Origin of the sequence: Mycolicibacterium thermoresistibile (assembly GCF_900187065.1) — a bacterium.
GTDB lineage: Bacteria > Actinomycetota > Actinomycetes > Mycobacteriales > Mycobacteriaceae > Mycobacterium > Mycobacterium thermoresistibile.
Genome location: NZ_LT906483.1, coordinates 4,130,951 through 4,153,675 on the forward strand (window position 1 = coordinate 4,130,951; position 22,725 = coordinate 4,153,675).

Sequence of the window (22,725 nt, forward strand, 5' to 3'; positions counted from 1 at the left end):
AGACAGCTCTGACACCTCGGATTTCCGGATGCCTGAGTACCATGGGGTCGCAGTCGAAGGTGGCTTCAACGGTGAAGCCTGCCCCGGTGCTGGATTTTCTCTGAAATCGCTCAGTGCTACGTTCCTCAGTGCTGCTGATGTACAGCGGGACGCACCACGTACGCAGAGTCGGAGGCCGTTTAGGACATGAGTGACGGCGACAACGCCACTCCTGACCGCCGGCGACCGCATGCGGAAGGTGCCGACGATTCGGTAAACCAATGGCTTACCCGAAGTCCGCGGCCCACACCAGGCGCCGCGCCGTGGGAGCGCGGCCGGGATTTCCGTGATCTCTCCGGCCACGGCGCCGGCGCCGCCGACAACCAGCCGGACCCCGACGTCGCGTCCGATCCCGCCGCCGACGATCCCGGCGGACCCTCCGGTGACCACAGGGCCGGCGTCACCGTCGCCGATCTGATCGCCAAGGTGGCCGCCGACGGGCACGTACCCCGGCGCCGACGCCGACGCCGCGCCGCTGAACCTGATCCCGAACCGGCCGACCTCCCCGCTGAGCCCCCGGAGCCTGCTGAGCCCCCTGAGTCTGCCCAGCCCACCGGGGCCCACCCCGAAGCGCCCCAAGCACCCCAAACACCCCCCGCTCCCGCAGCCGATGACTTCTCCCGGCATGACCTGACCCAGGTCCTCGAGCCGATCTCGGAGGCACCCGCCGAGTCGTACTTCGCCGGTTCGGCCGACGAGGATCCGTTCGCCGGTTCGGCCGAGCACTTCGGCGGCTCCCCCGATCCCGACAACGCCGACACCGTCGTGCTGCCGGCGGTCGCCGCCTACGCCGGTGAGCTGCCCGTCCTCGGTACCGCGCGCGACGATCTGCATGACACGAGGCGGGTGGGACCGGTCCGGGTCGGATCACCGCGCCGCAGCGCCCCGGACCGCCCGAAGTCCCGGCGGCGCCGCAGACGGGCGCTGCTGGCCGGCCGGGCCGCGGCCGCGCTGGTGGCCGCATCGGCGCTGGTGCTGACCGGTGGCGCGTGGCAGTGGCAGACCTCGAAGAACAGCAGCCTGAACCGGGTCTCCGCGCTGGACCGGGATTCCCGCGACATCCTCGACCCCAACGCCCAGTTCGGCGACGAGAACTTCCTGATCGTCGGTGTCGACAGCCGCATCGGCAAGAACGCCGAGATGGGTGCGGGCGACACCAGCGACGCGGCCGGGGTGCGGTCCGACACCGTGATCCTGGTCAACATCCCGGCCAACCGGAAACGGGTGGTGGCGGTGTCGTTCCCGCGCGACCTGGCCATCGAACCGATGAAGTGCGAGCCGTGGGATCCGGAGACCGGTGAGTACGGGCCGGTGTGGTACGAGGACTCCCAGAGCTACGGGCCCGAGGAGGTGTACACCGAGTACAAACTCAACTCGGCGTACGCGTTCGGCGGCCCGAAGTGCCTGGTCAAAGTCATTCAGAAGCTGTCCGGCCTGTCCATCAACCGGTTCATGGCGGTCGACTTCGCCGGCTTCTCCAACATGGTCGACGCGCTCGGCGGTGTCGAGGTCTGCACCACCGAACCGCTCACCGACTACGAACTGGGCACCATCATCCCGACCGCCGGCCGCCACATCGTCGACGGTCAGACCGCGCTGAACTACGTGCGGGCCCGGCAGGTGACCACCGAGTACAACGGCGACTACGGCCGGATCAAGCGTCAGCAACTGTTCCTGTCCTCGTTGCTGCGGTCGCTGATCTCCAAGGAGGTCTTCTTCTCGCTGTCGAAGCTCAACAACGTCGTCGACATGTTCATCGACGACAGCTACGTCGACAACATCGACACCCGGGACCTGGTGCAGCTGGGACAGTCCATCCAGGGGGTGAACGCGGGCCGGATCACGTTCGTCACGGTGCCCACCGGTGAGACCGACGAGTACGGCAACGAACCGCCGCGCACCGCCGACATGCGGGCGCTGTTCGACGCGATCATCAACGACACCCCGCTGCCCGGGGAGAAGAACCCGGACAACACCCCGGTGCCCGGCACGCCGGAGTCGGCCACCACGACCACCACCGCCCCGGACAGCCTCTCCGCCTCCGGTCCGAGCACCAGCGTCGTCGACGCCGTCGCCACCGATCCGCAGGACGTCACGGTCCAGGTGTCCAACTCCACCGGCATCTCCGGGCTGGCCGCCGGCGCCGCGCAGGTGCTCGAGCAGTACGGCTTCAACGTCGCAGAACCGAACGACTACCCGACGCCGCTGAGCGAGACCACCGTGATGTTCTCCCCCGGCAACGAGCAGGCCGCCGCCACGGTGGCCTCCGCGTTCGGCGAGCCGACCATCGAGCAGGTCAACGGCATGGGCAACACGGTCCGGGTGGTGCTGGGCAGCGACTTCTACTCGGTGCAGCCGCCGTCGCCCAGCGGCGAGCCGGTGCAGGTCCAGGTGGTGCGGGGCACCAGCACCTCGACCACCAAACTGCCCGAGGACCTGACCGTCACCAACGCCGCGGACAGCACCTGCGACTGACCGACCAGAACACCGTCGGTCCAGGTCGCATTCACCACGCGTTTACCCGGCGTGCTGCCTTCCTTGACCCGTACACCGTAGGGTGGGTTCATGCGGACTGCGTACCACGAGCAGCTGGCGGACCTGAACGAGCAGCTCGCCGACATGTGCAAACTGGCCGGTGTGGCGATGGAACGCGCCACCCAGGCCCTGCTCCAGGCCGACCTCGAGCTCGCCGAACAGGTCATCAGCGACCACGAGAAGATCAGCGCGATGAGCGCCCGCGCCGAGGAGACGGCGTTCGTGCTGCTGGCTCTGCAGGCGCCGGTGGCCGGCGATCTGCGCACCATCGTGAGTTCGCTGCAGATCGTGGCCGACGTCGACCGGATGGGCGCCTTGGCCCTGCACGTCGCCAAGATCGCCCGGCGCCGACACCCCCAGCATGCGCTGCCCGAGGAGGTCAACGGCTACTTCGCGGAGATGGGCCGGGTGGCTGTGGAGTTGGGCAACTCCGCCGAGCAGGCGTTGCGGACCCGCGACCCGGAGCGGGCCGCCCAGATCCGCGATGACGACGACGCGATGGACGATCTGCACCGCCACCTGTTCACCGTGCTGATGGACCGGGAATGGAAGCACGGGGTGGCCGCGGCCGTCGACGTGACCTTGCTGGGCCGGTTCTACGAGCGCTTCGCCGACCACGCGGTCGAGGTGGCCCGGCGGGTGATCTTCCAGGTGACCGGGGAGTTCCCGGAACCGGAGACCATGCACGCGCACTAGTCGTGCGTCGATCCACCCCCGCCGCCGCTCCCGCCGTCGCGGGACGCCGCGACATCGCGTTGGACACCTACCGGTATCTGCGCGGCGGCATGGTGGTCATGACGTTGATGCTGGCCGCCGCGATCGTCGCAGAACGCCTCCGCGCCGGCTGTTGGCTCGATTCGATCAGCGCCTACTACTACTCGGCGGCGCACAACGTGTTCATCGCGGCGGTGTGCGCGATCGGCGCTCTGCTGATCGTCTATCGCGGCGGCAGCGACACCGAGGACACCCTGCTGAACCTGGCCGGGATCCTGGCCTTCGTGGTGGCGTTCGTCCCGGTGCCGCCGCCCGGGACCGTCTGCGGGACACCTCTGCCCGCCGCCGGGTGGGATGTGGAGATCGGGATCAGCGTGTGGCCGTTGATCATCGCGCTGGTGGTGTCGAGGATCGCGTCCTGGTGGTTGTACCGCAGCACCGGAACCTCCGAGCCGCACAGCACCGTGGGCGCGGTGGCGATGTGGGGTCAACGGCTGGTGCTGGCCGTGGGCCTGGTGGCCTTCGTGGTGTTCCGGGAGTTCTTCGACACCTACGCGCACCGGATCGCCGCGGTGCTGCTGTTCGTGATCATCGTCGTCACCGTGGCGATCACCGCCCGGCTGGTCACCCGGCAGGATCAGGCCCGTTCACCGCATCAGCGCGCCTACCACCGGGCCTACCGGGTGATCGCCGTGCTGATGGGACTGACGATCCTGGTCGTCATCGCGATCCATGTGCTCGTCGACGGGTTCAGCCACGCCGCGCTGATCGCCGAGAGCGCGCTGATCGTGCAGTTCGCGGCGTACTGGCTGATCCAGACCGTCGAGTTGTGGCATGTCCGGGAACGCGCCGAATTGCTGTGCGGCGATGAACGATCCGCGGACGATCCGCTGCCGGGTCAGCCGAACCGGCCGGAGATGTAATCCTCGGTGGCCTTCTGGCTGGGGTTGGAGAAGATCTTCTCGGTGTCGTCGATCTCGATGAGCCGGCCCGGCCGTCCGGTCGCCTCCAGGTTGAAGAAGGCCGTCTGATCGCTGACCCGGGCGGCCTGCTGCATGTTGTGGGTGACGATCACGATCGTGAAGTCCTGCTTGAGCTTGGCGATCAGATCCTCGATGGCCAGCGTGGAGATCGGGTCGAGCGCCGAGCACGGTTCGTCCATCAGCAGCACATCCGGTTCCACCGCGATCGCCCGGGCGATGCACAGCCGCTGCTGCTGACCGCCGGACAGCCCGCCACCCGGCTTGTCCAGCCGGTCCTTGACCTCGTTCCACAGGTTGGCGCCCCGCAGTGAGCGTTCGCACACCTCGTCGAGCACCTTCTTGTTCCGCACGCCCTGCAGCTTCAGCCCGGCCACCACGTTGTCGCGAATCGACATGGTGGGAAATGGATTCGGCCGCTGGAACACCATGCCGATGGTCTTGCGGACGCTGACCGGGTCGACACCGGGTGCGTAGATGTCCTCACCGTCGAGCAGTACCGAACCCTCCACCCGGGCGCCCGGGATGACCTCGTGCATCCGGTTGAGGGTGCGCAGCACCGTCGACTTGCCGCACCCGGACGGACCGATGAACGCGGTCACCATCCGCGGCGGCACGGACAGGTTGATGTCGGCGACGGCGTGGAATCCGCCATAGTAGATGTTGACGTCTTTCAGATCGAGCCGTTTGGCCATGGTTTCTCCTGAACCTGCTCAGACCTTCTTGGGGGCGAACAGTTTGGCGAGGAATCGGGCCCCGATGTTGAGCAGTGCGATGAGCACGATCAAGGTCAGCGCAGCGCCCCACAACCGGTCGGTGGGGATCGGATTCGCGCCGGCGCCGGCCGACGTCTGGTCGTACATCATGCCGGGCAGCGACCCCATGAACCCGGTGAACATGTCGAAGTTCATCGCCTGGGCGTAGCCGACCAGCACCAGCAGGGGCGCGGTCTCGCCCATCACCCGCGCCAACGCCAGCATGATGCCGGTGACGATGCCCGACAGTGCGGTCGGAATCACGATCCGGACAATGGTCTTCCATTTCGGTACGCCGAGCGCGTAGGCGGCCTCCCGCAGATCCATCGGCACGATGCGCAGCATCTCCTCGGTCGACCGCACGATGACCGGAACCATCAGCAGCACCAGCGACAGTGACACCGCCAGACCGGAGCGGCCGAATCCGAGGGTGGCAACCCACAGCGCGTAGATGAACAGCGCCGCCACGATGGACGGCACCCCGGTGAGGATGTCCACCATGAACGTGGTGAGCTTGCCGAGCCGGGTTCCGGCGCCGTATTCGACGAGGTAGATCCCGACGAACACGCCGATCGGAATCGAGATGGCGGCGCACACCAGGCCCTGCAGCAGGGTGCCGACGATCGCGTGATAGGCGCCGCCACCGGCGGCGAACGCCGTCATCCCGGCCTGGGAGTGGGTCCACCAGGTGGTGTTCGTCACCACGCCGATGCCCTTGACGAACACCGACACCAGCACCCAGACCAGCGGTATCAGCGCGATCAGCACGGACGCGGTGACCAGCACCGTCGCCATGTGGTTGACCGCCTTGCGGCGCAGGCTGACCGGCTGGAACGTGGTGGGTTTGACCGGTGCGTCCAGTTCGGCCGTGGTGGTCGGGGTGGCCATCAGCGGTTTCCTTTCCCGGCCACCGCGGCGCGCGCCAGCGAGTTCACCACGAAGGTCAGGATGAACAGCACCAGGCCGGCCGCGATGTAGGCGCCCGCCTTGTACTGGTCGTTGAACTCCGAAGCGGCGGAGGCGATCAGGCTGGCGAAGGTGTAGCCGCCGTCGAACAGCGACCAGCCGAACGCCTCCTGGGTGCCGCGCAGGATGATCAGCAGCGCGATGGTCTCACCGAGTGCGCGGCCCAGCCCCAGCATGGCGCCGCTGATGTAGCCGGACATGCCGAACGGCAGCACGGTGGTGCGCACCACCTCCCAGCGGGTGGCGCCCAGGGCCAGCGCCGCTTCGATGTGGCCGCGCGGGGTCTGCACGAACACCTCGCGGGTCACCGCGGTGATGATCGGCAGGATCATCACCGCCAGCACGATGCCGGCGGTGAAGATGGTGCCGCCACCGGCCACCGATGCGGTTCCGGTGGAGAACAGGAAGAACCATCCGAGGTTCTCGTTGAGCCACAGGGCGACCGGCCGCAGAACCGGCGCGAGCACGTACAGCCCCCACACGCCGTAGATGATCGAGGGCACCGCGGCCAGCAGGTCGACCATGTAGGCCAGTGGCCCCGCCACCCGCCGGGGCGCGTAGCTGGTGACGAAGATCGCGATCCCCAGCGCGATCGGCATCGCCAGCAGCAGCGCGAACACCGACACGAAGACGGTGACCTGCAGCAGGTCCAGGATGCCGAAATGCATCGCGGAGGTGTCGGTGGTGATCCAGGAGCCGCGGTAGAGGAAGAAGTTCTCCTCGTTGCGGGCCAGCGCCGGAATGGCACGCCACACCAGGAAGAACCCGATCGCGCCGATGAGGGCGACGATCAGGACCCCGGATCCCTCCGAGAGTCCGCTGAACACCCGGTCCCCCACCCGCACTTTGGCGTGGCGGTTCGGATCGGTGGAGATCGGATCCGGCGCCGGGGCGGGCATCGCCAGAGCCTCGCCCGATCCGGCGTCAGCAGGATTCGGAATCGTCACAGCCGCCTTGTCGGTCATCGGTGGCCACCCACACTCAGGGGTTCGAGCCGATCGCGTCGATCGAGCCTAGCAGCCGCTCCTTGAACCGCTCCGGGAGCGGAACGTATCCGGCGGCGGACAATCCGGACTGGCCGTCGTCGGCCGCCGCGGTCAGGAACGACTTCACCGCGGTCGCGGTGTCGGGGTCATACCCGTTGGAGCAGACGATCTCATAGGTGGCCAGCACCAACGGGTAGGCACCCGGCTCCCTGGTGCCGTACAGCGAGTTCAGGTCCAGCACCAGATCCTGTCCGTCGCCGGCGAACCGGGCCGCGTCGATCGCCTTGCCGGCCGATTCGTCGGTGAGCTCGACCGCGCCGGCGCCGCTGTCGAGTTTCGCGTACGGCACGCCGGCCTGCTGGGCGAAGCCGACCTCGACGTAGCCGATGGCACCGGGGGTGGCCTGCACGGCCTGCACCACGCCGGCCGACTTCTGCGCGCCTTCACCGGCGCCGCCCTGGAACTCGCTGCCGTCGCCGCGGGTCCAACTCTCCGGCGCGGCCGCGGCGAGGTACTTCTGGAAGTTGTCGGTGGTGCCCGAGGAGTCGGACCGGTAGATCGGGGTGATCGGGGCGTCCGGCAGGGCGACGCCCTCGTTCAGCGCGGCAATGGCCGGATCGTTCCAGTTGGTGATCTGGCCCTGGAAGATCCGGGCCAGCACATCGGCGTTCAGCACCAGGTCGTCGACACCGTCGAGGTTGTAGGCCAGCGCGACGGGGCCGAAGACCAGCGGCAGATGCCATGCCGGGTGTCCGTCGCACCGCTGGGCGGCCTGCGGCACCTGACTCTCCGACAGTGGGGAATCCGAGCCGGCGAAGTCGACCTGGCCGGCGATGAACTGCTCACGGCCGGCGCCCGACCCGGTGGGGTTGTACGACATGTTCTTGCCCGGGCAGAGCTGGCCCCAGACCTGGTTGAACATCGCGACCGCGTTCTGTTGGGCCGTCGACCCCTCGGCGGTGATGTTGGTCTTGCCGCCGCAGTCGGCCGCACCCGTGGGCGCCGCTCCGGTCGGGACGTTGTCGTCGCTGCCGCAGCCGGCCAACACGAGCGCGGCGACGGCCGCCACCGACACGCTGCCGAACGCCCTGCCAAAGCCGTCGAACTTCACCTGTCCCACTTTCGCCTCGATGCCATTGCTGTAAGGCAAGTTATTCGGCGGTGGTGGACGGAGCGGGGATGGCAGGTTAACGGAAGGTGAACAGGTTTGCCGATCTCACTGTCCGGCGGGGGTGTCCCCGGGGGTGGTGAAGGCGTAGGCGACATCGACGCCGAACACCTCGAAACCCAGCTTGCGGTAGGTGGCGACGGCCGCGGCGTTGTCCGCCTCGACATAGAGCATGACCATCGGATGTGACGAATCTGACAGCCGTTCGGCGAGATGGTGCAGCCCGATCAGGGTGAGCACCCGGCCCAGGCCGCGGCCCTGCGCGGCCGGGTCGACCCCCACCACGTACACCTCGCCGAGCCGGTCGCTGTGCACCTTGGTCCAGTGGAAGCCGAGGAGTTTGCTGGTGTCGGCGTCGGCGGCCAGGAACAAGCCGTCCGGATCGAACCACGGCTCGGCGCGCTGTTCGGCGAGATCCTCGGCGGTGAGGTCGCCCTGTTCCGGGTGCCAGGCGAACGCGGCGTTGTTGACCCGCAACAGTTCGGCGTCGGCGTCGGGGCCGGGGTAGGTGAAGATCCGCACCCCGTCCGGCACCTGCACCGGCGGCAGCCCGGTGAGCGGGCGGCGCATCTGCAGCAGTTCACGGACCACCCGCATGCCCAGCACGGCCGCGACGGCCTGGGCGGGTTCGAGATTGCCGTGCGCCCAGACCCGGGCATCCGCACCGCCCGCGGCCAGTCCGCGGCGGATCATCTCGGAGCCGATGCCGCGGCGACGAGCCTGCGGGGCGACGACGAGTTCCGCCATCGCGGGACCGTTTTCGGTGGCCGGGGCCAGGTTCAGATAGCCGACGATCTCACCGTCGATGCGCGCCAGCAGATGGCGGGTCCGGTCCGTCGGCAGTTCCCGCAGGACCTGCTCGCCGACCGGGGCGACCCCGTCGTGTTCGGTTGCCGCGGCGATGATGTCGCGGATGCGCTGCTGCTCGGCCGGCGACAGGCTGGTCTGCCAGGCGATCCGGGCGGGGTTGGTTTCGGCCGCACCGCGGCCCGGGTTGGTTTCGGCCGCACCGCGGCCCGGGTTGATTTCCGTCACTGGGTCTGCAATTTGTCGGTGAGCTTGTCGGGCATGGGTGGGTAGTCGGCGTCCGGGGAGTCCGCGTCGGCCTGCTCCGCCGGGCCGCGGGAACCGTCCCGGGACTCGGAGCTCCGATTCCGCGCCGGACGTACCGCCTTGTATCCCACATTGCGCACCGTACCGATCAGCGATTCGTGTTCGGCGCCGAGCTTGGCCCGCAGCCGACGGACGTGCACGTCGACGGTGCGGGTGCCGCCGAAGAAGTCGTAACCCCACACCTCCTGCAGCAGCTGGGCGCGGGTGAACACCCGGCCGGCATGCTGGGCGAGGTACTTGAGCAGTTCGAACTCTTTGTAGGTGAGGTCGAGCGGCCGACCGCGCAGCCGCGCGGTGTAGGTGCCCTCGTCGATGACCAGGTCGCCGAGGGTGATCTTTCCGGCGGACTCCTGGGCGGCGGCCCCGCCGCGGCGGCCGACCAGCAACCGCAACCGGGCGTCGAGCTCGGCCGGTCCGGTCCCGGGCAGCAGGATGTCGTCCAGCCCCCACTCGACGTTGACCGCGACCAGACCGCCCTCGGTGACGACCGCGACCACCGGCACCGACGACCCGGTGGTGCCGAGCAGCCGGCACAGTCCACGGGCAGCCGCCAGGTCGGTTCTCGCGTCGACGATCGCGACATCGGCCGAACCCGCGTCGAGCAGCGCCGACACCTCGGCCGGCGCAGGCCGGACGGTGTGCGGGAGCAGTGCCAGTGCGGGCAGCACGGCCTCGGGATTCGGGTCGGTTGTCAGCAGTAGTAGATCCAACTGGCCCTCCAGCGTGCTGGCACATCGCCGAGGACATCGATGTCGCCGGTGATCTCCCAGATCCATGGCTGACATGCGGCCGTTACCCGGCCGACAGCTCTTCCACGATAGCGCGCAACCTGCCGATCAGCCGCACGGAAGAAAGCCGTTCGACCACGGTGGGTGAGAATGTGCGGGTGCGGAAGCTGGTGATCGGTGTGGTCGCGACCGTGGCCGCGGTGGCGGTGGGCGCGGTGGGTGTCGATTTCGGGGCGGCCATCTACGCCGAATACCGGCTGGCCAGGTCGGTTCGGACGGCCGCGGAGCTGGACCGGGATCCGGCGGTGGCCATCCTGGGTTTCCCGTTCATCACCCAGGCGCGCGACCGCCACTACGACGAACTGGAGATCCGCGCCAGTGGCGTTGATCACCCCGGGGTCGGCCGGGCCGCGCTGGAGGCCACCCTGCACTCCATCGACGTCTCCGAGGCGTCCTGGTTGATCCCGCCGGACGCCGAGCTGCCGGTGGGCAAGGTGGAGAGCCGCATCATCATCGACTCCACCCATCTCGGCCGGTACATGGGCATCACCGACCTGCTGGTGGAGGCGCCGACGCGGGAGTCCAACGACGCCACCGGCGGGACCACCGAATCGGGCATCTCCAGCAACCGCGGGCTGGTGTTCACCGGAACGCCCACCGCGGCGGACTTTCACGAGCGGGTCAGCATCGCGGTCGACCTGTCGATCACCGGTCCAGACCAGACCACGCTGGTGTTCACCCCGACCGGGGTGCTGACCGGGCCGAACACCGCGGACCGGGAGGTGCCGGAGGACAAGCTGCCCGCGGTTCTCGACGCGTTCTCCGCCGTCCTGCCGGATCAGAGGCTGCCGTTCGGGCTGGCCCCGACCAGCGAAGGGGCCCGCGGCTCCGACATCATCATCGAAGGCATCGCCGAGGACATCACGATCGCGTTGCCGCAGTTCCGCCAATCGTGACCGGATCCGGCGGTGCGGGTCGGGGTACCGCCGTTGACCGGACCGGACGGGGTTTGGGTAAGCTGTTCGGCGTGTCCGCCCGCCTCGAGCTGATGCTCACCAAGCGCCGCGCAGTCGATCTGTGCCGCACGGCGGGTTGCTTCTGTTGTTGTTGTAGCTGCTGAGCGCCGTCTCCTCACCGACGTCAACCGCTCGTAAGCAGCCGTTTCAGGGACTGTCGCCGCAGCCCGTCCAGACAACGATCAACAGGAGTCTCTCCGTGTCACCGATTCCCACCGCACCGCCGTCACAGCGTGCCGTGTCGCTGCACCCTGTGAGCCCTGACGTGTTGTTCGACCCTGTGTCGTTCGACTTCTGAAACCCGATCAACCGAAAGGATTCATCGATGGCCCGCTCCGATGTCCTGGTCACCGCCGACTGGGCCGAGCGCAACCTGAACACCCCCGGCGTGGTGTTCGTCGAGGTCGACGAGGACACCTCGGCCTACGACGACGGCCACATCCCGGGTGCGGTCAAGCTCGACTGGAAGACCGATCTGCAGGATCCGGTGCGTCGCGACTTCGTCGATCAGCAGCAGTTCTCCAAGCTGCTGAGCGAACGCGGCATCTCCAATGACGACACCGTGATCCTCTACGGCGGCAACAACAACTGGTTCGCCGCCTACGCGTACTGGTACTTCAAGTACTACGGCCACCAGAACGTCAAGCTGCTCGACGGTGGCCGCAAGCGTTGGGAGCTCGACGGGCGTCCGCTGACCGAGGAGGTGCCGAAGCGGCCCGCGACCACCTACGTCGCCAAGGAGCCGGACAACAGCATCCGCGCGTTCCGCGACGAGGTGATCGACGCCATCGGCAAGAAGAACCTCGTCGATGTGCGCTCCCCCGACGAGTTCTCCGGCAAGATCCTCGCCCCGGCGCACCTGCCGCAGGAGCAGAGCCAGAAACCCGGGCACATCCCCGGCGCGATCAACGTGCCGTGGAGCCGGGCGGTCAACGAGGACGGCACCTTCAAGTCCGACGAGGAGCTGGAGAAGATCTACGCCGAGACCGGCCTGGACGGCGAGAAGGAGACCATCGCCTACTGCCGCATCGGTGAGCGTTCCTCGCACACCTGGTTTGTGCTGCAGGAACTGTTGGGACACAAGAACGTCAAGAACTACGACGGTAGTTGGACGGAGTACGGCTCCCTGGTGGGGGCCCCGATCGAGTTGGGAAGTTAGAAGATATGTGCGCTCCACCCAAGCAAGGACTGACATTGCCGGCCAATGTCGACCTGGAGAAGGAGACCGTGATCACCGGTCGTGTGGTCGACGGCAACGGAGAGGCCGTCGGCGGCGCCTTCGTGCGCCTGCTGGACGCCAGCGACGAGTTCACCGCCGAGGTGGTCGCGTCGGCCACCGGTGACTTCCGGTTCTTCGCCGCTCCGGGCACCTGGAAGGTGCGCGCGCTGTCGCGGGCCGGCAACGGCGACGCCGTCGTCGCGCCGTCGGGCGCGGGCATCCACGAGGTCGACATCAAGGTCGCCTGACCCCTCGCGCCGCGAGCGTGCGCCGATCCGCGCACGCTCGCGGCGCGACGCCGGTGACGGTGGGGTCCGGCTCACGATCTAGACTGAACGCCGTGGTGCTTTTCTTCGAGATCCTGCTGGTGGCGTGTGTCGTCCTGGTCACCTGGTTCGCGCTGTACGCGCTGTACCGGTTGATCACCGACGAGTCGTGACGGCTGAGGACGATTCCACCACCCGGCGTTCCGGGGACCGGGCGATCGCCGAGGCGGCCGAGCGCGCCAGGGTGACCGCCGCCCGCAACATCCCCGTCTTCGACGATCTGCCGATTCCGGCCGACACCGCCAATCTGCGCGAAGGCGCGAACCTGCACGACGACCTGCTCGCCCTGCTGCCGCTGGTCGGGGTGTGGCGGGGTGAAGGCGAGGGCCGTGACGAGGCCGGTGACTACCGGTTCGGTCAGCAGATCATCGTCTCGCACGACGGCAACAACTACCTCAACTGGGAAGCGCGGTCCTGGCGCATCTCCCCCTCCGGCGAGTACGAGCGGCATGACCTGCGCGAGACCGGGTACTGGCGGTTCGTCAACGATCCGAACGATCCGTCCGAATCCCAGGCCATCGAGTTGCTGCTGGCGAACTCCGCCGGCTACATCGAACTGTTCTACGGCCGGCCGCTCAACCAGTCCTCCTGGGAGCTGGTGACCGATGCGTTGGCGCGCAGCCGGTCCGGGACCCTGGTGGGCGGCGCCAAACGGCTCTACGGCATCGTCGCGGGCGGCGATCTGGCCTACGTGGAGGAACGGGTGGACGCCGACGGGCATCTGGTGCCGCACCTGTCCGCACGGTTGTCGAGGTACGTGGGATGAGACGGCCACGACTGCTGTTGGCGGCGTGCGCCGCACTGGTCGCGGTCGGCTGCTCGGCCGGTGACCCGGCCCCACCCGAGACCAGCAGCACCACTGAGGATTCCACCAGTCACGGTGCCTTCGCCGAATGCCTGGACCGGCACGGCGTTCCGGTGCCGGCGGGTCCGGCCGCCGGCACCCCGGAGGGCGTCGACGAACAGCGCTGGCAGCAGGCGATGGCGGACTGCGCCGAGTTCGCGCCCGGTCCGGCGAACTAGGCCCCGGGTCTACTCGCCGGCGTGCCGGGCGGCGAGGATGTGCGCCCGCATCACGGCCTCGGCCCATTCCGGGTCCCGGGCCCGGGCGGCCTCGACCAGTTCGGCGTGGTGGTGCATGCTCAGCCGCAATGCCCGCTCGCTGTACTTCTGGAAGGTGAGCGTCACGAGCGCCGGCCGCACCACCGCCTGCATCGCGGCGGTGAGGTGACGGTTCCCCGCCTCGGCGAGGAAGATGCCGTGGAAGGCGTTGTTGAGCCGACTCATCTGGTGGGTGTCGAGCGGCCGGCGGTCCAGCAGCGCCTCCATCCGCGTGGCCAGGTCGGCCAGCTCGGCGATGCGCTCCTCGGTCAGCTGCGGCACCGCCAACCGCACCGCCAGCGGCTCGAACCGGGCGCGGAGGTCGAACAGCGCCTCGACGTCCTCGTCGCTGAACGACACCACCTGCGCACCGCGGTTGGGCACCAGCTCGATGGCGCCTTCGGCGGCCAGCCGGTTCAGCGCCTGCCGCACCGGGGTTCGGCTCACCCCGATCTGCTCGGCCAGGGTCTGTTCCCGCAGCCAGCTGCCGGCGGGCGCCTCCCCGTCCAGGATCATCTGCAGCACAGCCTGATACGCGCGTTCGGACGCGTCGCCGTTGGACTCCACGGTCCTGCTCATCGCTAGACGGTCTCCGACCATTGGGCGGTCGCCAGGTCGTGGCGGGAACCGCCTCGGGCGACGAATGCCGTCGTCGGCACGCCGGTCAGCTGTTCGGCCAACCGCGCGACGTCCAGGTAGTCGGGTAATGAGATCCCAGTCCGCACACCCAGAGCATCGCAAAGGTGGATCAAATCCTCCATCGGCGCGTTGCCCAACACGCTCGGGTCACCGGGAAACCACAGGTCGCCGCCGAGCCCGCAGAAGCTGCCCTCCAGCCAGGCCGCCCCGGCCTGCATCGCGGCGATCGCGTTGGCCGCGGCGAAACCGTTGCGGTTGTGCAGGTGTACGCCCACCCGCACCGCGGGATGGCGGCGGCGAACCTCACCGACCCGCTCGGCCACCTCGCCGGGATGTTCCTGGCCGGTGGTGCAGGCCAGATACAACGCGTCGACTCCGGTGTCGACGGCGGCGTCGACGACCCGCAGATACTCCTGACGCGGTACCGGGCCGCGGGCCGGGGCGAAGAACGCGCACGCCACGGCGACGATGAGCCGCACGCCCGACTCCCGGGCCAGCGCGGCCACCCCGGGCAGTTCGGTGAGCATCTGCTCGACGGTGCGGCGTTGATTGCGGACGCTGACCTCCTCGTCGGCGGACACCACCAGCACCCACTCGTCGAGCCCGCAGGCCACCGCCCGGTGCGCGCCCCGCAGGTTCGGCACCAGGCCGCGGTAGGTGACGTCGGGCGGTCGCGGCACGGCGGCCATCACCGCCTCGGCGTCGGCCAGCTGCGGAAGCACCTTCGGGTGGGCGAACGACACCGCCTCGATGGTGCGGAAGCCGGCGTTGATCAGGCCCTCGACGATCGCGACCTTCTCCGCCGTCGGCACCGGCCGGGTGACGGCCTGCAGGCCGTCACGCAGCCCGACTTCGACCAGCTCGATGGAGTCCGGCAGACCGGGCAGCGCCGGCCGCGCGGAGCCCGCCGCATCCCGCGACGGCGGGGCCACCGGAGACGGCACCGTCACACCACCCCGGCGTCATGCAGCTTCTGCAGCTCCTCATCGCTGAGGCCGAGCTGGCGCAACACCTCATCGGTGTGTTCGCCGAGGCCGGGCCCGGGCCAGCGGATCGATCCGCGGGTGCGGCTGAGCCGCGGGAAGACGTTCTGCATCTGGATCTCTCCCAGCACCGGATGGTCGACGCTGGTGATCGACTCGCGGGCCCGGAACTGAGGATCGGCCAGCATCTCCTTGGGGCGGTAGATCTTTCCGACCGGCACGTTGTGCTTGTGCATCAGCGCCTCGACCTCGGCGGCGGTGTGCCGGCGGGTGAACTCGGCGACAATCTCGTCGAGTTCGGCCTGATGCTCACCGCGGGCGACGTGGGTCGCGTACCGCTCGTCCTCGGCGAGTTCGGGTCGGCCCATCGCCTCGGCGAGCCGGCGGAACACGGTGTCCTGGTTGGCCGCGATCAGGATCCAGGTGTCGTCGCTGGTCGGGTACACGTTGCTGGGCGCGATCTTGGGCAGGATCGCACCGGTGCGTTCGCGCTGGTAACCGCTGACGGTCCACTCCGGCACCAGCGATTCCATCACGCCGAGGACCGCTTCGTAGATCGCCGAGTCGACCATCTGGCCGCGTCCGCTGATCTCGCGTTCCCGCAGTGCCGCCAGGGCGCCGATGGTGGCGAACAGCGCGGCCAGGGTGTCGCCGATGGAGATGCCCACCCGTGACGGCGGAGTGCTGGGATCGCCTACTACGTAACGCAATCCGCCCATCGCCTCACCGATCGCGCCGTAGCCCGGCCGCGAGGCGTACGGTCCGTCCTGCCCGAATCCGGAGACCCGCACAATCACCAGTCGGGGGTTGATCTCGGCCAGGTCGGAGTATCCGAGCCCCCACCGCTCCATCGTTCCGGGACGGAAGTTCTCGACCAGGACGTCGGCCTCCGCGACGAGCTGCCGCACCAGTTCCTGGCCGCGGGGTTCACGCAGATTGATCGTCACGGAACGCTTGTTGCGTCCGACGATCGAGAACCACAGCGATTGCCCCTTGGGCCGGTTCTGGCCCCATTGGCGCAGGGGGTCACCCTTGCCCGGGTCCTCGATCTTCACCACATCGGCGCCCAGATCGCCCATCATCTGTCCGACGATCGGGCCGGCCAGCAGAGAACCCATCTCCACCACCCGGATGCCGTGCAGTGGGCCGGTGGTCGGCTGGGTCGCAGTCGTTTCCACCTCTGTGGTCATGTCCGTCCTTTGGTTGAGTTGTCCGGGGTGTCAGCGCAGATCGTGTCGCTCGAGCCAGTCGACGACCTTGTCGCAGAACCGGTCGAGCAGTTCCGGCTGTCCCTTGAAGTAGTGGTTGGCGCCGGGGATTTCGAACAGCTCCTTGTCGTCGTGTCCGACCCCGTCGTAGAGCGCCCTGGCGTGTGCGGGGAACGCGGCGTTGTCCGCGGTGCCGTACGCCACCAGCACCGGCACCGAGACCCGGCCCAGATGGTAGGGGCCGTCGGCGTTGCTGTCGTCGATGCTCCACTGGCTCAACCACGACCGCAGGCTGGTGTTGTGGCCCAGCGAGGCGGGCAGGTAGTTGGCCACCCAGGGTTCACCCCACAGCGTCGCCGGCTCCCGGTCCGACGGTTCGATCGACGGGTCCAGGAACCGCAGATCCGCACAGGTCCCGTGCACGGTGAACGGCAGATCGGCGACCCCGGTGTCGGCAGCGGCGAGCTCGTCGAGCTGCCGGCGCACCCACGCGGTGATCCGCCGGTTGCGCTCCACCTGGGCCTGCCGGTACCGCGCGATGAACTCCGGGCTGAACGGTGGCCCGTTCTTCGGATTGAACGCGTCCAGTTCCGGGTCCCGGTCGAACGGCCGCTGCTCGTCGACGATGGCCGGATCGAGCCACTCGGTGTACACCGCCGCCCGGCCCGGGTGGGCCATCGCGCAGATGACGCCGTCGGCCGGCGGCAGGTCGGCCTGGGTCAGGTCGGGCGGATCCCCGGCGGGTGTGGCGGTGATGGAGGGCTTCTCGGCCTGGCTCTGGTACAGGCTGACCAGTCCGCCGCCACCGGAGTTGCCCATCAGCACCACCTTCTCGAACCCGCGGTCCTTGAGGTAGCGCACCCCCGCCCCGACGTCGAGCACGCAGTTCTCGGTGATCAGCGCGGAGTCGTTGCCGAGGTAGCGGGTGTTCATGCCCACCGCGGTGATTCCGCGGCGCGCCAACGGTTCCAGTGCGTAGTGGCCGAGGAAGTTCGACGTCGGATGCACGATGAGCACCGCGGTCCTGCTGCCACCGGACGGGGGCCGGTGGCAGCTGGCCCACAGTTTCCCGGCCAGCCGGGCCACTCCGGAGTAGACGTCGAGCCGTCCCCCGGCCACCATCGGGATGGCCAGGAGTTCCTGTGAGGTCATTGCCGCCCCGTCACAGGATCGGCGTCATCTGCTGCTCCGGAGCACCCAGCAGCGAACGGCCGTAGACCTCGTGCTTGAGCCCCGGAACCGACAGACCGTGCCGCGATCCCATGTGCATGTCCCGCCACATCCGCTGCAGCGGGCTGGCCAGCGCGAACGAACCGGCGCCATTGACGTCGAGCACGAGGTCGAAGGCCTCCCGGCACATCCGGTGTCCTTCGGCGGCCTTCATCGCGAACCTGGCGCGCTCGGCGTTGGAGAACGGCTTGCCGGTGCGGGCCTGCGCGTCGATCGCGTCGGCGGTCGCGAGCATCTGGTCGAACGCGGTGTCGATCAGCCACGACGCCCGGGCCATGGCGAACTGGGTCGCCGACGACTTGGTGGTGTCGGTGTAGAAGGTGTAGGCCATCGCCTTGGGCGACGACGTGATCCGGCGCAGCACGTATTCGTAGGCGGCCCGCGCCAGCCCCAGCACCGGCGCCAGGGTGGCGACGTGGAAGATGGTGCCGGCGTCCTGGTGGTACTGGGCCTCGTGCTTGTGCGGGGTGCGGAAGTTGCCGGACATGATCTCTCCGAAGGTGATCGTCTCCTCGTCCGGGATCACGACGTCCTTGAGCACGACGGTGTTGCTGCTGGTGCCGGCCATCCCCGACACATGCCAGGTGTCCTTGATCCCCTCGGCCTGATCCATCGAGATCAAACCGATCGCGTTGTCGACCGGCGTGCCGTCGGGACCGAACACCGGGAAGCCCATCACGCCCCACTTCGCGCGGTCGCTGCCCGAGGAGTACGGCCACTCACCGGTGAGTTTGGTTCCGCCGTCGACCCGTTCGATGCTGGAGCCGGGCGCCGGGGTGAGCGGAACGATGACCTTCTCGGTGGCGCCGTTGGCCCACACCTTGTCCTGCACCGCCTGGCTCATCTGGCCGATGTGCCAGTCGCCGTGGTTGAGGATGAAGCAGAACCAGCCGGACGATCCGCACGCCCCGGCGACCTTGGCGGTCACCTCGACGTAGGTCCGGTAACCGGCCTCCAGGCCGCCGGCCCGCCGCGGCGCGAACAGCCGGAGCGCACTGGATTCGATCAGAGCGTCCCAGCTCTCCTGCGGCACGGCGCGGTTCTTCTCGGCGGTGTCGGCGTTGCGCTCCAGGACGGGCAGGATGTCGTCCACGGCCGCGAGCACCTCACGGCGGGTCGCTTCCAGGTCGGGATGGTTGTTGGTGTTGATGGTCTGGGTCATGAGTGTGCCTTTCGGTGTGCAATCCGGGGGTCAGCTTGGTGAGTCGGTGGACTCGCCGAGGAAGAACTTCTCGAGGGTGGTGGCCAGCCATACCGGTGTCTCGTACATCGCGTAATGGCCGGCGTTGGGAATCACCTCGAGTTCGGCGTTCGGGTAGAACTTCAGCCACGTCACCTTCATCACTTCGGCGTTCATGGATGGATCATGTTCGCCGACAATGGCTTTCACCGGATGCTCGAGTCCGGTGACGTCCTTTGAGATGTCCGTGCGGACCCACGAGGGCAGATGCCCACCGAAGGCGTCGACGGTGCTGTACGTCCGCGACTCGTCGACGATCCGCTTCAGGAAGGTGTTGTTGAGTCGGAAACCCGTTGAGTAGTGGGTGAGTTGGGCGCGGACCTCATCGTCGTTCGCGGCCTTGTCGAACAGCGCGTAGGTTTCGTCGTCGAACTGTGCGCCGGTGGCCGGCACCCCGCTCAACGCCGCCAACCGCAGCACCCGCTGTGGCGCGTCCTTGAGCACATGCTGCGCCGCCAGCCCGCCCATGGAATGCCCCAGCAGATTGAACCGGTCCCAGCCCAGTTCGTCTGCGGCTTGCAGTGCGTCACGGCTGATCTCGGAGATGGTGTAGTCGCCGGACACCTCCTTGCGCTCGCCGTAGCCGCGGTAATCGACCAGCGCATAGGTGAACTGGTCCCGGTCGATGAAGTCCAGGAACGGACCCCACCCCTTCGATGATCCGAACCAACCGTGGAAGGCCAGTACCCGGTTGGGGCCGTGACCGATCACGACCGGCGATGGGCTGCTCATCGCACCTCCTTGCCATGACTCTTGCCCGCAGACTATGGGCGTTTCAACGTGAAGTCAATTGAATTGTATGCAATTAAGCGCACCTGGGCGCCCAATTCTCAGGATTTCTCCGGAAGTGACCGGAAATCTGTATCCGATCTTGATCTTGATGTCACTCTCCTTTGAGCACGTCCGCGAGTTCCCGCTTGGCCGCCACCACCCGCGGTTCGAAGTGCTGCCAGCCCAGTTCGGTCAGCGTGACCACCCCGATCGCGGCGGGCAGACCGGGCAGATCGGGCACCGCGGCCACCACACCCGTCGCCCCGGCGGTCAGCTCGCCGTGGGTGACGAAGACGCCGTCCTCACCCTTCGCGGCCGCCGCCAGCGCCTTGCCCACCGCACCTTTCCCCAGCGGATGCCGGGCACCCGGCCGGTAGGCCAGGTGGAACGTCGTCGAGGTGGGCTCCACGACGCAGATGGCCAGCGATTCGTCGCCGTCGGCCACCGCGAGGTGGGCGGTGGCCTGCACGTCCTCGGCCAACCGCTCCAGGACCGGCAGCGCGGACTCCCGCAGCGAGGGGTAGAAGTTCTCGGTCAGGCTGAGCACCCCGAGGCCGACGGACAGTCTGCCGTCGGCGGTACGCCGCACCAGACCGTGTTCGACCAACGTGCCGACGAGCCGGTAGACGACCGTGCGGTTGAGCCCGAGCCCGGTGGCGATCTCGGTCATGGTCAGCGGAGTCGCTGACGCGGCAACGAACTTCAGCACGTCGAGCCCTCGGCTCAACGTCTGTGCGGTGTCGGCGGTTCTGGTCATGCGCGCCGGCCCGCCCAGGTCCACGGGTAGTCGTCGACGTCGCACGCCAACGCCCCTTCACCGAGCCGCAGCGAGTTGAAGGTGTCGACCATGAAGGCCATCTCCTTGCTCTCGGTGGCGCCCACCGAGTTGAGGTAGGCCTCCCGCGTCGGCCCGTGGGTGTAGGCCGCGGGATGCAGTGACACCGAGGCGTTTCCGATGCCGGTGCCCTTCCGGGCCGCGGTTTCGCCGGCGTAGTAGAACATCACCTCGTCGGCGTCGACGTTGGAGTGGTAGTAGGGCACGGTGATCGCGCCTTCGCCGTACTCGAGCATCCGGGGCACGAAGTTGCAGACGACGAAGTTCGGGCCCTCCAGGATCTGGTAGGTCGGTGGCGGCTGGATGATCTTGCCGGTGACCGGGGAGAAGTCGCGGTAGTTGAAGGCGTACGGGTAGAGGTAGCCGTCCCAGCCGACGACGTCGAACGGATGGTGGTCGTAGACCACGATCGAGCCGTGCACCTCCGAGCCGTGGCCGTGCTTGACATACACCTCGGTGTCCTGGTCGGCCTCGTCGGCGGCGGCCAGCAGCGGCCCGACCGGCCCGCGGATGTCCCGTTCGGTGAGCGGCGCGCCCTCGATGAACTGACCGAACCTGGTCAGGTACTTCGCCGGGATCTCGATGTGCCCGTTGCCCTCGACGCAGTAGGCCTTGAGCGGACCGGCGGTGTCGACGTTCTTGGGGATCCAGCGGTGGATCGCCACCCGGGGGATGACGACGTTGTCACCCTGCCCGACCGACAGGGTGCCGAACACGCTCTCGACGTCGGCCTCGCCGCTCTCGATGTACACCACCTCGTCGCCGAGGCCGTTGCTGTACAGCGGTGAGGGGGTGTCGGCGACGACGTAACTGATCCGCACGTCGTCGTTGGCCAGGATGAGCCGACGGTGCCGCACCACGTCCTTGCCCCGTTCGGCGCCGGCCGGGAACAGGTCCGGAAGCCGGAAGTGTCGGGGCCGTAGGGGGACGTTCGGCCGGGTCGACAGATCGCCGATCTCCCAGGTGCGGGTATCGACCAGGTTGGCCGGCACGCCCAGGTGGTACAGGTGCGACGCGGTGCCGGAGAACCCCTCTTCGCCGATGAACTCCTCAAAGGTGGGGCGCCCGTCTGCGGTGGTGAAGACGGTGTGCCGGGTCTTCGGGAACTCGCCCACTGCGCGGTAGTACATGCAGCCCTTTCGTCCACGTCCAGTTGTGAGCGACTATAGAACGTGGACGCACGAAAATCGACCGCAGGGCGGACGCGGTCAGGGCAGGAACGGCGCGGCGCCGGGTCCGGCGAGCCATTCCTTCTGCAGCCGGAACAGGTCGCCGTTGTCACCGAGCTCGTCGACCGCCTGGGACACGCAGTCGGTCAGCGGGCTGTCCTTGGCAAGCACGATTCCGTACTGCTCGGAGTTGCCGGGCTCGGGTTCGAGTTGGCCGATGATGACCGATCCGGGCAGCTCCAGCTGGGTGGAGAAGGCGGTCCGCAGATCCAGCACCAGCACGTCGATGTCACCGTTCAGCAACGCCTCACGGCCTTCCTCGTCGGTGGCGAACTCGATGGCCGGGTATTCGCCGCTGAGCCGCACCGCGGTCTGGTGGTTGGTGGTCCCGGTCCGGGCTCCGAGCCGCACCCCGCTCAGCTCGTCGCGGGTGGTGATGCCGGCGGCCGGGGACTGTGCGGTGGTGAGGAAGGCGTGGGTGGGGTTGTAGTAGCCGGAGGAGAAGTCCACCGCCTGCCGGCGCTCCTCGGTGATCGTCACCTCGGACAGGTTGAGGTCGAAGGGTTTGTCGCCGGGGGCGATGGTGTCGGTGAACTCGGTGCGGATCCAGCGCACCTCCGAACGGTTGTAGCCCAGTTTCTCGGCGACCGCGTAGGCGACCGCCGATTCGTAGCCCTGCCCGTTCTCCGGCTGGTTGTTGATGTACCAGGGGTTGACGGCGATCGGCTTGGTCGCCAGTGTGAGCACCCCGGGCTCCAGCGTCGGCAGGTGCTCCTTGTGGCAGGCCGGCGGCTCGGCCACCGGCTCGGTGGCGGTCGGCTCGTCGGTGCCCGCAGCGCACGCGTTGAGCGCCACGGTCAGTGCGGATGCGGTCAGCAGCAAAGCGGCCCGGGAAATCGACATGGCCGCATCATCGCAGACATGGAGCGGCCCCCGAGCCGTTGGTTCCCTGGTTGGACGGACCAAGGGGCTCGGGGGCCGGGTGACTGCGGGGAATTCGCCGG

Annotated in this window: 24 protein-coding genes; 9 read left to right on the forward strand and 15 right to left on the reverse strand. The window is 68.3% G+C overall.

The window, feature by feature from the left end; translation table 11 throughout:
* Positions 1-186: 186 nt before the first annotated feature.
* The 3 genes from CKW28_RS19485 (at position 187) to CKW28_RS19495 (ending at position 4,211) form a co-directional block, all read left to right on the forward strand.
* Positions 187-2,514 carry an LCP family protein gene (locus CKW28_RS19485; protein ID WP_003926208.1) on the forward strand — a complete coding sequence of 776 codons (2,328 nt, stop codon included), beginning with the start codon at positions 187-189 and terminating at the stop codon, positions 2,512-2,514.
* Positions 2,515-2,604: 90 nt separating this feature from the next.
* Positions 2,605-3,270, forward strand: coding sequence for a phosphate signaling complex protein PhoU (gene phoU, locus CKW28_RS19490; protein ID WP_003926209.1), 666 nt, complete (start codon positions 2,605-2,607; stop codon positions 3,268-3,270).
* Between the two features lie 2 nt (positions 3,271-3,272).
* A complete protein-coding gene (locus tag CKW28_RS19495) occupies positions 3,273-4,211 on the forward strand; it encodes a hypothetical protein (RefSeq protein ID WP_003926210.1) in 939 nt (312 codons plus the stop codon).
* Here the strand turns inward: CKW28_RS19495 and pstB are convergent.
* The 6 genes from pstB to CKW28_RS19525 all read right to left on the reverse strand — a co-directional run bounded on the left by pstB (position 4,187) and on the right by CKW28_RS19525 (position 9,966).
* A complete protein-coding gene (gene pstB / locus CKW28_RS24225; RefSeq protein ID WP_003926211.1) occupies positions 4,187-4,963 on the reverse strand; it encodes a phosphate ABC transporter ATP-binding protein PstB in 777 nt (258 codons plus the stop codon). The two genes, CKW28_RS19495 and pstB, sit on opposite strands and share 25 nt — an antisense overlap.
* An 18-nt stretch (positions 4,964-4,981) precedes the next feature.
* Positions 4,982-5,911, reverse strand: coding sequence for a phosphate ABC transporter permease PstA (pstA, locus tag CKW28_RS24230; protein WP_003926212.1), 930 nt, complete (start codon positions 5,909-5,911; stop codon positions 4,982-4,984).
* On the reverse strand, positions 5,911-6,954 hold the full coding sequence (gene pstC, locus CKW28_RS19510) for a phosphate ABC transporter permease subunit PstC (protein ID WP_003926213.1): 1,044 nt from the start codon (positions 6,952-6,954) through the stop codon (positions 5,911-5,913). Before pstC ends, pstA begins: the two co-directional genes overlap by 1 nt.
* 16 nt (positions 6,955-6,970) lie before the next feature.
* Entirely contained in the window at positions 6,971-8,086 is a 1,116-nt protein-coding gene (pstS, locus tag CKW28_RS19515; RefSeq protein ID WP_003926214.1) for a phosphate ABC transporter substrate-binding protein PstS, read from the reverse strand.
* A 105-nt stretch (positions 8,087-8,191) separates the two neighbouring features.
* Positions 8,192-9,100, reverse strand: coding sequence for a mycothiol synthase (gene mshD, locus CKW28_RS19520; protein WP_050812045.1), 909 nt, complete (start codon positions 9,098-9,100; stop codon positions 8,192-8,194).
* A 74-nt stretch (positions 9,101-9,174) separates the two neighbouring features.
* Positions 9,175-9,966 carry a winged helix-turn-helix transcriptional regulator gene (locus CKW28_RS19525; protein ID WP_003926216.1) on the reverse strand — a complete coding sequence of 264 codons (792 nt, stop codon included), beginning with the start codon at positions 9,964-9,966 and terminating at the stop codon, positions 9,175-9,177.
* A 158-nt stretch (positions 9,967-10,124) separates the two neighbouring features.
* Here CKW28_RS19525 and lmeA point away from each other — a divergent pair, with 158 nt between their 5' ends.
* From lmeA to CKW28_RS19555, 6 genes are all read left to right on the forward strand, one after another.
* Positions 10,125-10,940, forward strand: coding sequence for a mannan chain length control protein LmeA (gene lmeA / locus CKW28_RS19530; protein WP_003926217.1), 816 nt, complete (start codon positions 10,125-10,127; stop codon positions 10,938-10,940).
* Between the two features lie 71 nt (positions 10,941-11,011).
* Entirely contained in the window at positions 11,012-11,104 is a 93-nt protein-coding gene (locus CKW28_RS24440; protein ID WP_353960606.1) for an Ms5788A family Cys-rich leader peptide, read from the forward strand.
* 221 nt (positions 11,105-11,325) lie between these two features.
* Positions 11,326-12,159 (forward strand): sulfurtransferase, encoded by an 834-nt coding sequence (locus CKW28_RS19535; RefSeq protein WP_003926218.1) that lies wholly within the window; start codon positions 11,326-11,328, stop codon positions 12,157-12,159.
* Positions 12,160-12,164: 5 nt separating this feature from the next.
* On the forward strand, positions 12,165-12,467 hold the full coding sequence (locus CKW28_RS19540) for a DUF1416 domain-containing protein (protein WP_003926219.1): 303 nt from the start codon (positions 12,165-12,167) through the stop codon (positions 12,465-12,467).
* A gap of 187 nt (positions 12,468-12,654) precedes the next feature.
* Positions 12,655-13,311: a heme-binding beta-barrel domain-containing protein gene (locus CKW28_RS19550; protein WP_003926221.1), complete on the forward strand. Its 657-nt coding sequence runs from the start codon at positions 12,655-12,657 to the stop codon at positions 13,309-13,311.
* Positions 13,308-13,568: a hypothetical protein gene (locus CKW28_RS19555; protein ID WP_040547150.1), complete on the forward strand. Its 261-nt coding sequence runs from the start codon at positions 13,308-13,310 to the stop codon at positions 13,566-13,568. Before CKW28_RS19550 ends, CKW28_RS19555 begins: the two co-directional genes overlap by 4 nt.
* Positions 13,569-13,577: 9 nt before the next feature.
* On the opposite strand, the gene CKW28_RS19560 is transcribed toward CKW28_RS19555, so the two are convergent.
* From CKW28_RS19560 to CKW28_RS19600, 9 genes are all read right to left on the reverse strand, one after another.
* Positions 13,578-14,225 carry a GntR family transcriptional regulator gene (locus tag CKW28_RS19560; RefSeq protein ID WP_040547152.1) on the reverse strand — a complete coding sequence of 216 codons (648 nt, stop codon included), beginning with the start codon at positions 14,223-14,225 and terminating at the stop codon, positions 13,578-13,580.
* 2 nt (positions 14,226-14,227) lie between these two features.
* Positions 14,228-15,229, reverse strand: a complete 1,002-nt coding sequence (locus CKW28_RS19565; RefSeq protein ID WP_235653874.1) for a hydroxymethylglutaryl-CoA lyase-like TIM-barrel protein — start codon at positions 15,227-15,229, stop codon at positions 14,228-14,230.
* 2 nt (positions 15,230-15,231) lie between these two features.
* Entirely contained in the window at positions 15,232-16,458 is a 1,227-nt protein-coding gene (locus CKW28_RS19570; protein ID WP_003926225.1) for a CaiB/BaiF CoA transferase family protein, read from the reverse strand.
* 30 nt (positions 16,459-16,488) lie between these two features.
* The gene (locus CKW28_RS19575) at positions 16,489-17,628 is read right to left on the reverse strand and encodes an alpha/beta hydrolase (RefSeq protein WP_003926226.1); all 1,140 of its coding nucleotides are present in this window, start codon (positions 17,626-17,628) and stop codon (positions 16,489-16,491) included.
* Between the two features lie 10 nt (positions 17,629-17,638).
* The gene (locus CKW28_RS19580; protein WP_003926227.1) at positions 17,639-18,868 is read right to left on the reverse strand and encodes an acyl-CoA dehydrogenase family protein; all 1,230 of its coding nucleotides are present in this window, start codon (positions 18,866-18,868) and stop codon (positions 17,639-17,641) included.
* 30 nt (positions 18,869-18,898) lie between these two features.
* Positions 18,899-19,678: an alpha/beta fold hydrolase gene (locus CKW28_RS19585; RefSeq protein ID WP_040547154.1), complete on the reverse strand. Its 780-nt coding sequence runs from the start codon at positions 19,676-19,678 to the stop codon at positions 18,899-18,901.
* Positions 19,679-19,829: 151 nt separating this feature from the next.
* Positions 19,830-20,474, reverse strand: coding sequence for an IclR family transcriptional regulator (locus CKW28_RS19590; protein WP_040547634.1), 645 nt, complete (start codon positions 20,472-20,474; stop codon positions 19,830-19,832).
* Positions 20,471-21,682 carry a homogentisate 1,2-dioxygenase gene (locus CKW28_RS19595; RefSeq protein WP_003926230.1) on the reverse strand — a complete coding sequence of 404 codons (1,212 nt, stop codon included), beginning with the start codon at positions 21,680-21,682 and terminating at the stop codon, positions 20,471-20,473. Before CKW28_RS19595 ends, CKW28_RS19590 begins: the two co-directional genes overlap by 4 nt.
* 78 nt (positions 21,683-21,760) lie before the next feature.
* Entirely contained in the window at positions 21,761-22,624 is an 864-nt protein-coding gene (locus CKW28_RS19600) for an ABC transporter substrate-binding protein (RefSeq protein WP_003926231.1), read from the reverse strand.
* Positions 22,625-22,725 lie beyond the last annotated feature (101 nt).

What these genes read in the sequence shown, in the direction of transcription:
- CKW28_RS19485 (WP_003926208.1), top strand. Translation starts at nt 187, where the DNA reads ATGAGTGACGGCGACAACGCCACTCCTGACCGCCGGCGACCGCATGCG.
- phoU (WP_003926209.1), top strand. Translation starts at nt 2,605, where the DNA reads ATGCGGACTGCGTACCACGAGCAGCTGGCGGACCTGAACGAGCAGCTC.
- pstB (WP_003926211.1), bottom strand. Translation starts at nt 4,963, where the DNA reads ATGGCCAAACGGCTCGATCTGAAAGACGTCAACATCTACTATGGCGGA.
- pstA (WP_003926212.1), bottom strand. Translation starts at nt 5,911, where the DNA reads ATGGCCACCCCGACCACCACGGCCGAACTGGACGCACCGGTCAAACCC.
- pstC (WP_003926213.1), bottom strand. Translation starts at nt 6,954, where the DNA reads ATGACCGACAAGGCGGCTGTGACGATTCCGAATCCTGCTGACGCCGGA.
- CKW28_RS19535 (WP_003926218.1), top strand. Translation starts at nt 11,326, where the DNA reads ATGGCCCGCTCCGATGTCCTGGTCACCGCCGACTGGGCCGAGCGCAAC.
- CKW28_RS19540 (WP_003926219.1), top strand. Translation starts at nt 12,165, where the DNA reads ATGTGCGCTCCACCCAAGCAAGGACTGACATTGCCGGCCAATGTCGAC.
- CKW28_RS19555 (WP_040547150.1), top strand. Translation starts at nt 13,308, where the DNA reads ATGAGACGGCCACGACTGCTGTTGGCGGCGTGCGCCGCACTGGTCGCG.
- CKW28_RS19560 (WP_040547152.1), bottom strand. Translation starts at nt 14,225, where the DNA reads ATGAGCAGGACCGTGGAGTCCAACGGCGACGCGTCCGAACGCGCGTAT.
- CKW28_RS19570 (WP_003926225.1), bottom strand. Translation starts at nt 16,458, where the DNA reads ATGACCACAGAGGTGGAAACGACTGCGACCCAGCCGACCACCGGCCCA.
- CKW28_RS19575 (WP_003926226.1), bottom strand. Translation starts at nt 17,628, where the DNA reads ATGACCTCACAGGAACTCCTGGCCATCCCGATGGTGGCCGGGGGACGG.
- CKW28_RS19580 (WP_003926227.1), bottom strand. Translation starts at nt 18,868, where the DNA reads ATGACCCAGACCATCAACACCAACAACCATCCCGACCTGGAAGCGACC.
- CKW28_RS19585 (WP_040547154.1), bottom strand. Translation starts at nt 19,678, where the DNA reads ATGAGCAGCCCATCGCCGGTCGTGATCGGTCACGGCCCCAACCGGGTA.
- CKW28_RS19590 (WP_040547634.1), bottom strand. Translation starts at nt 20,474, where the DNA reads ATGACCAGAACCGCCGACACCGCACAGACGTTGAGCCGAGGGCTCGAC.
- CKW28_RS19595 (WP_003926230.1), bottom strand. Translation starts at nt 21,682, where the DNA reads ATGTACTACCGCGCAGTGGGCGAGTTCCCGAAGACCCGGCACACCGTC.
- CKW28_RS19600 (WP_003926231.1), bottom strand. Translation starts at nt 22,624, where the DNA reads ATGTCGATTTCCCGGGCCGCTTTGCTGCTGACCGCATCCGCACTGACC.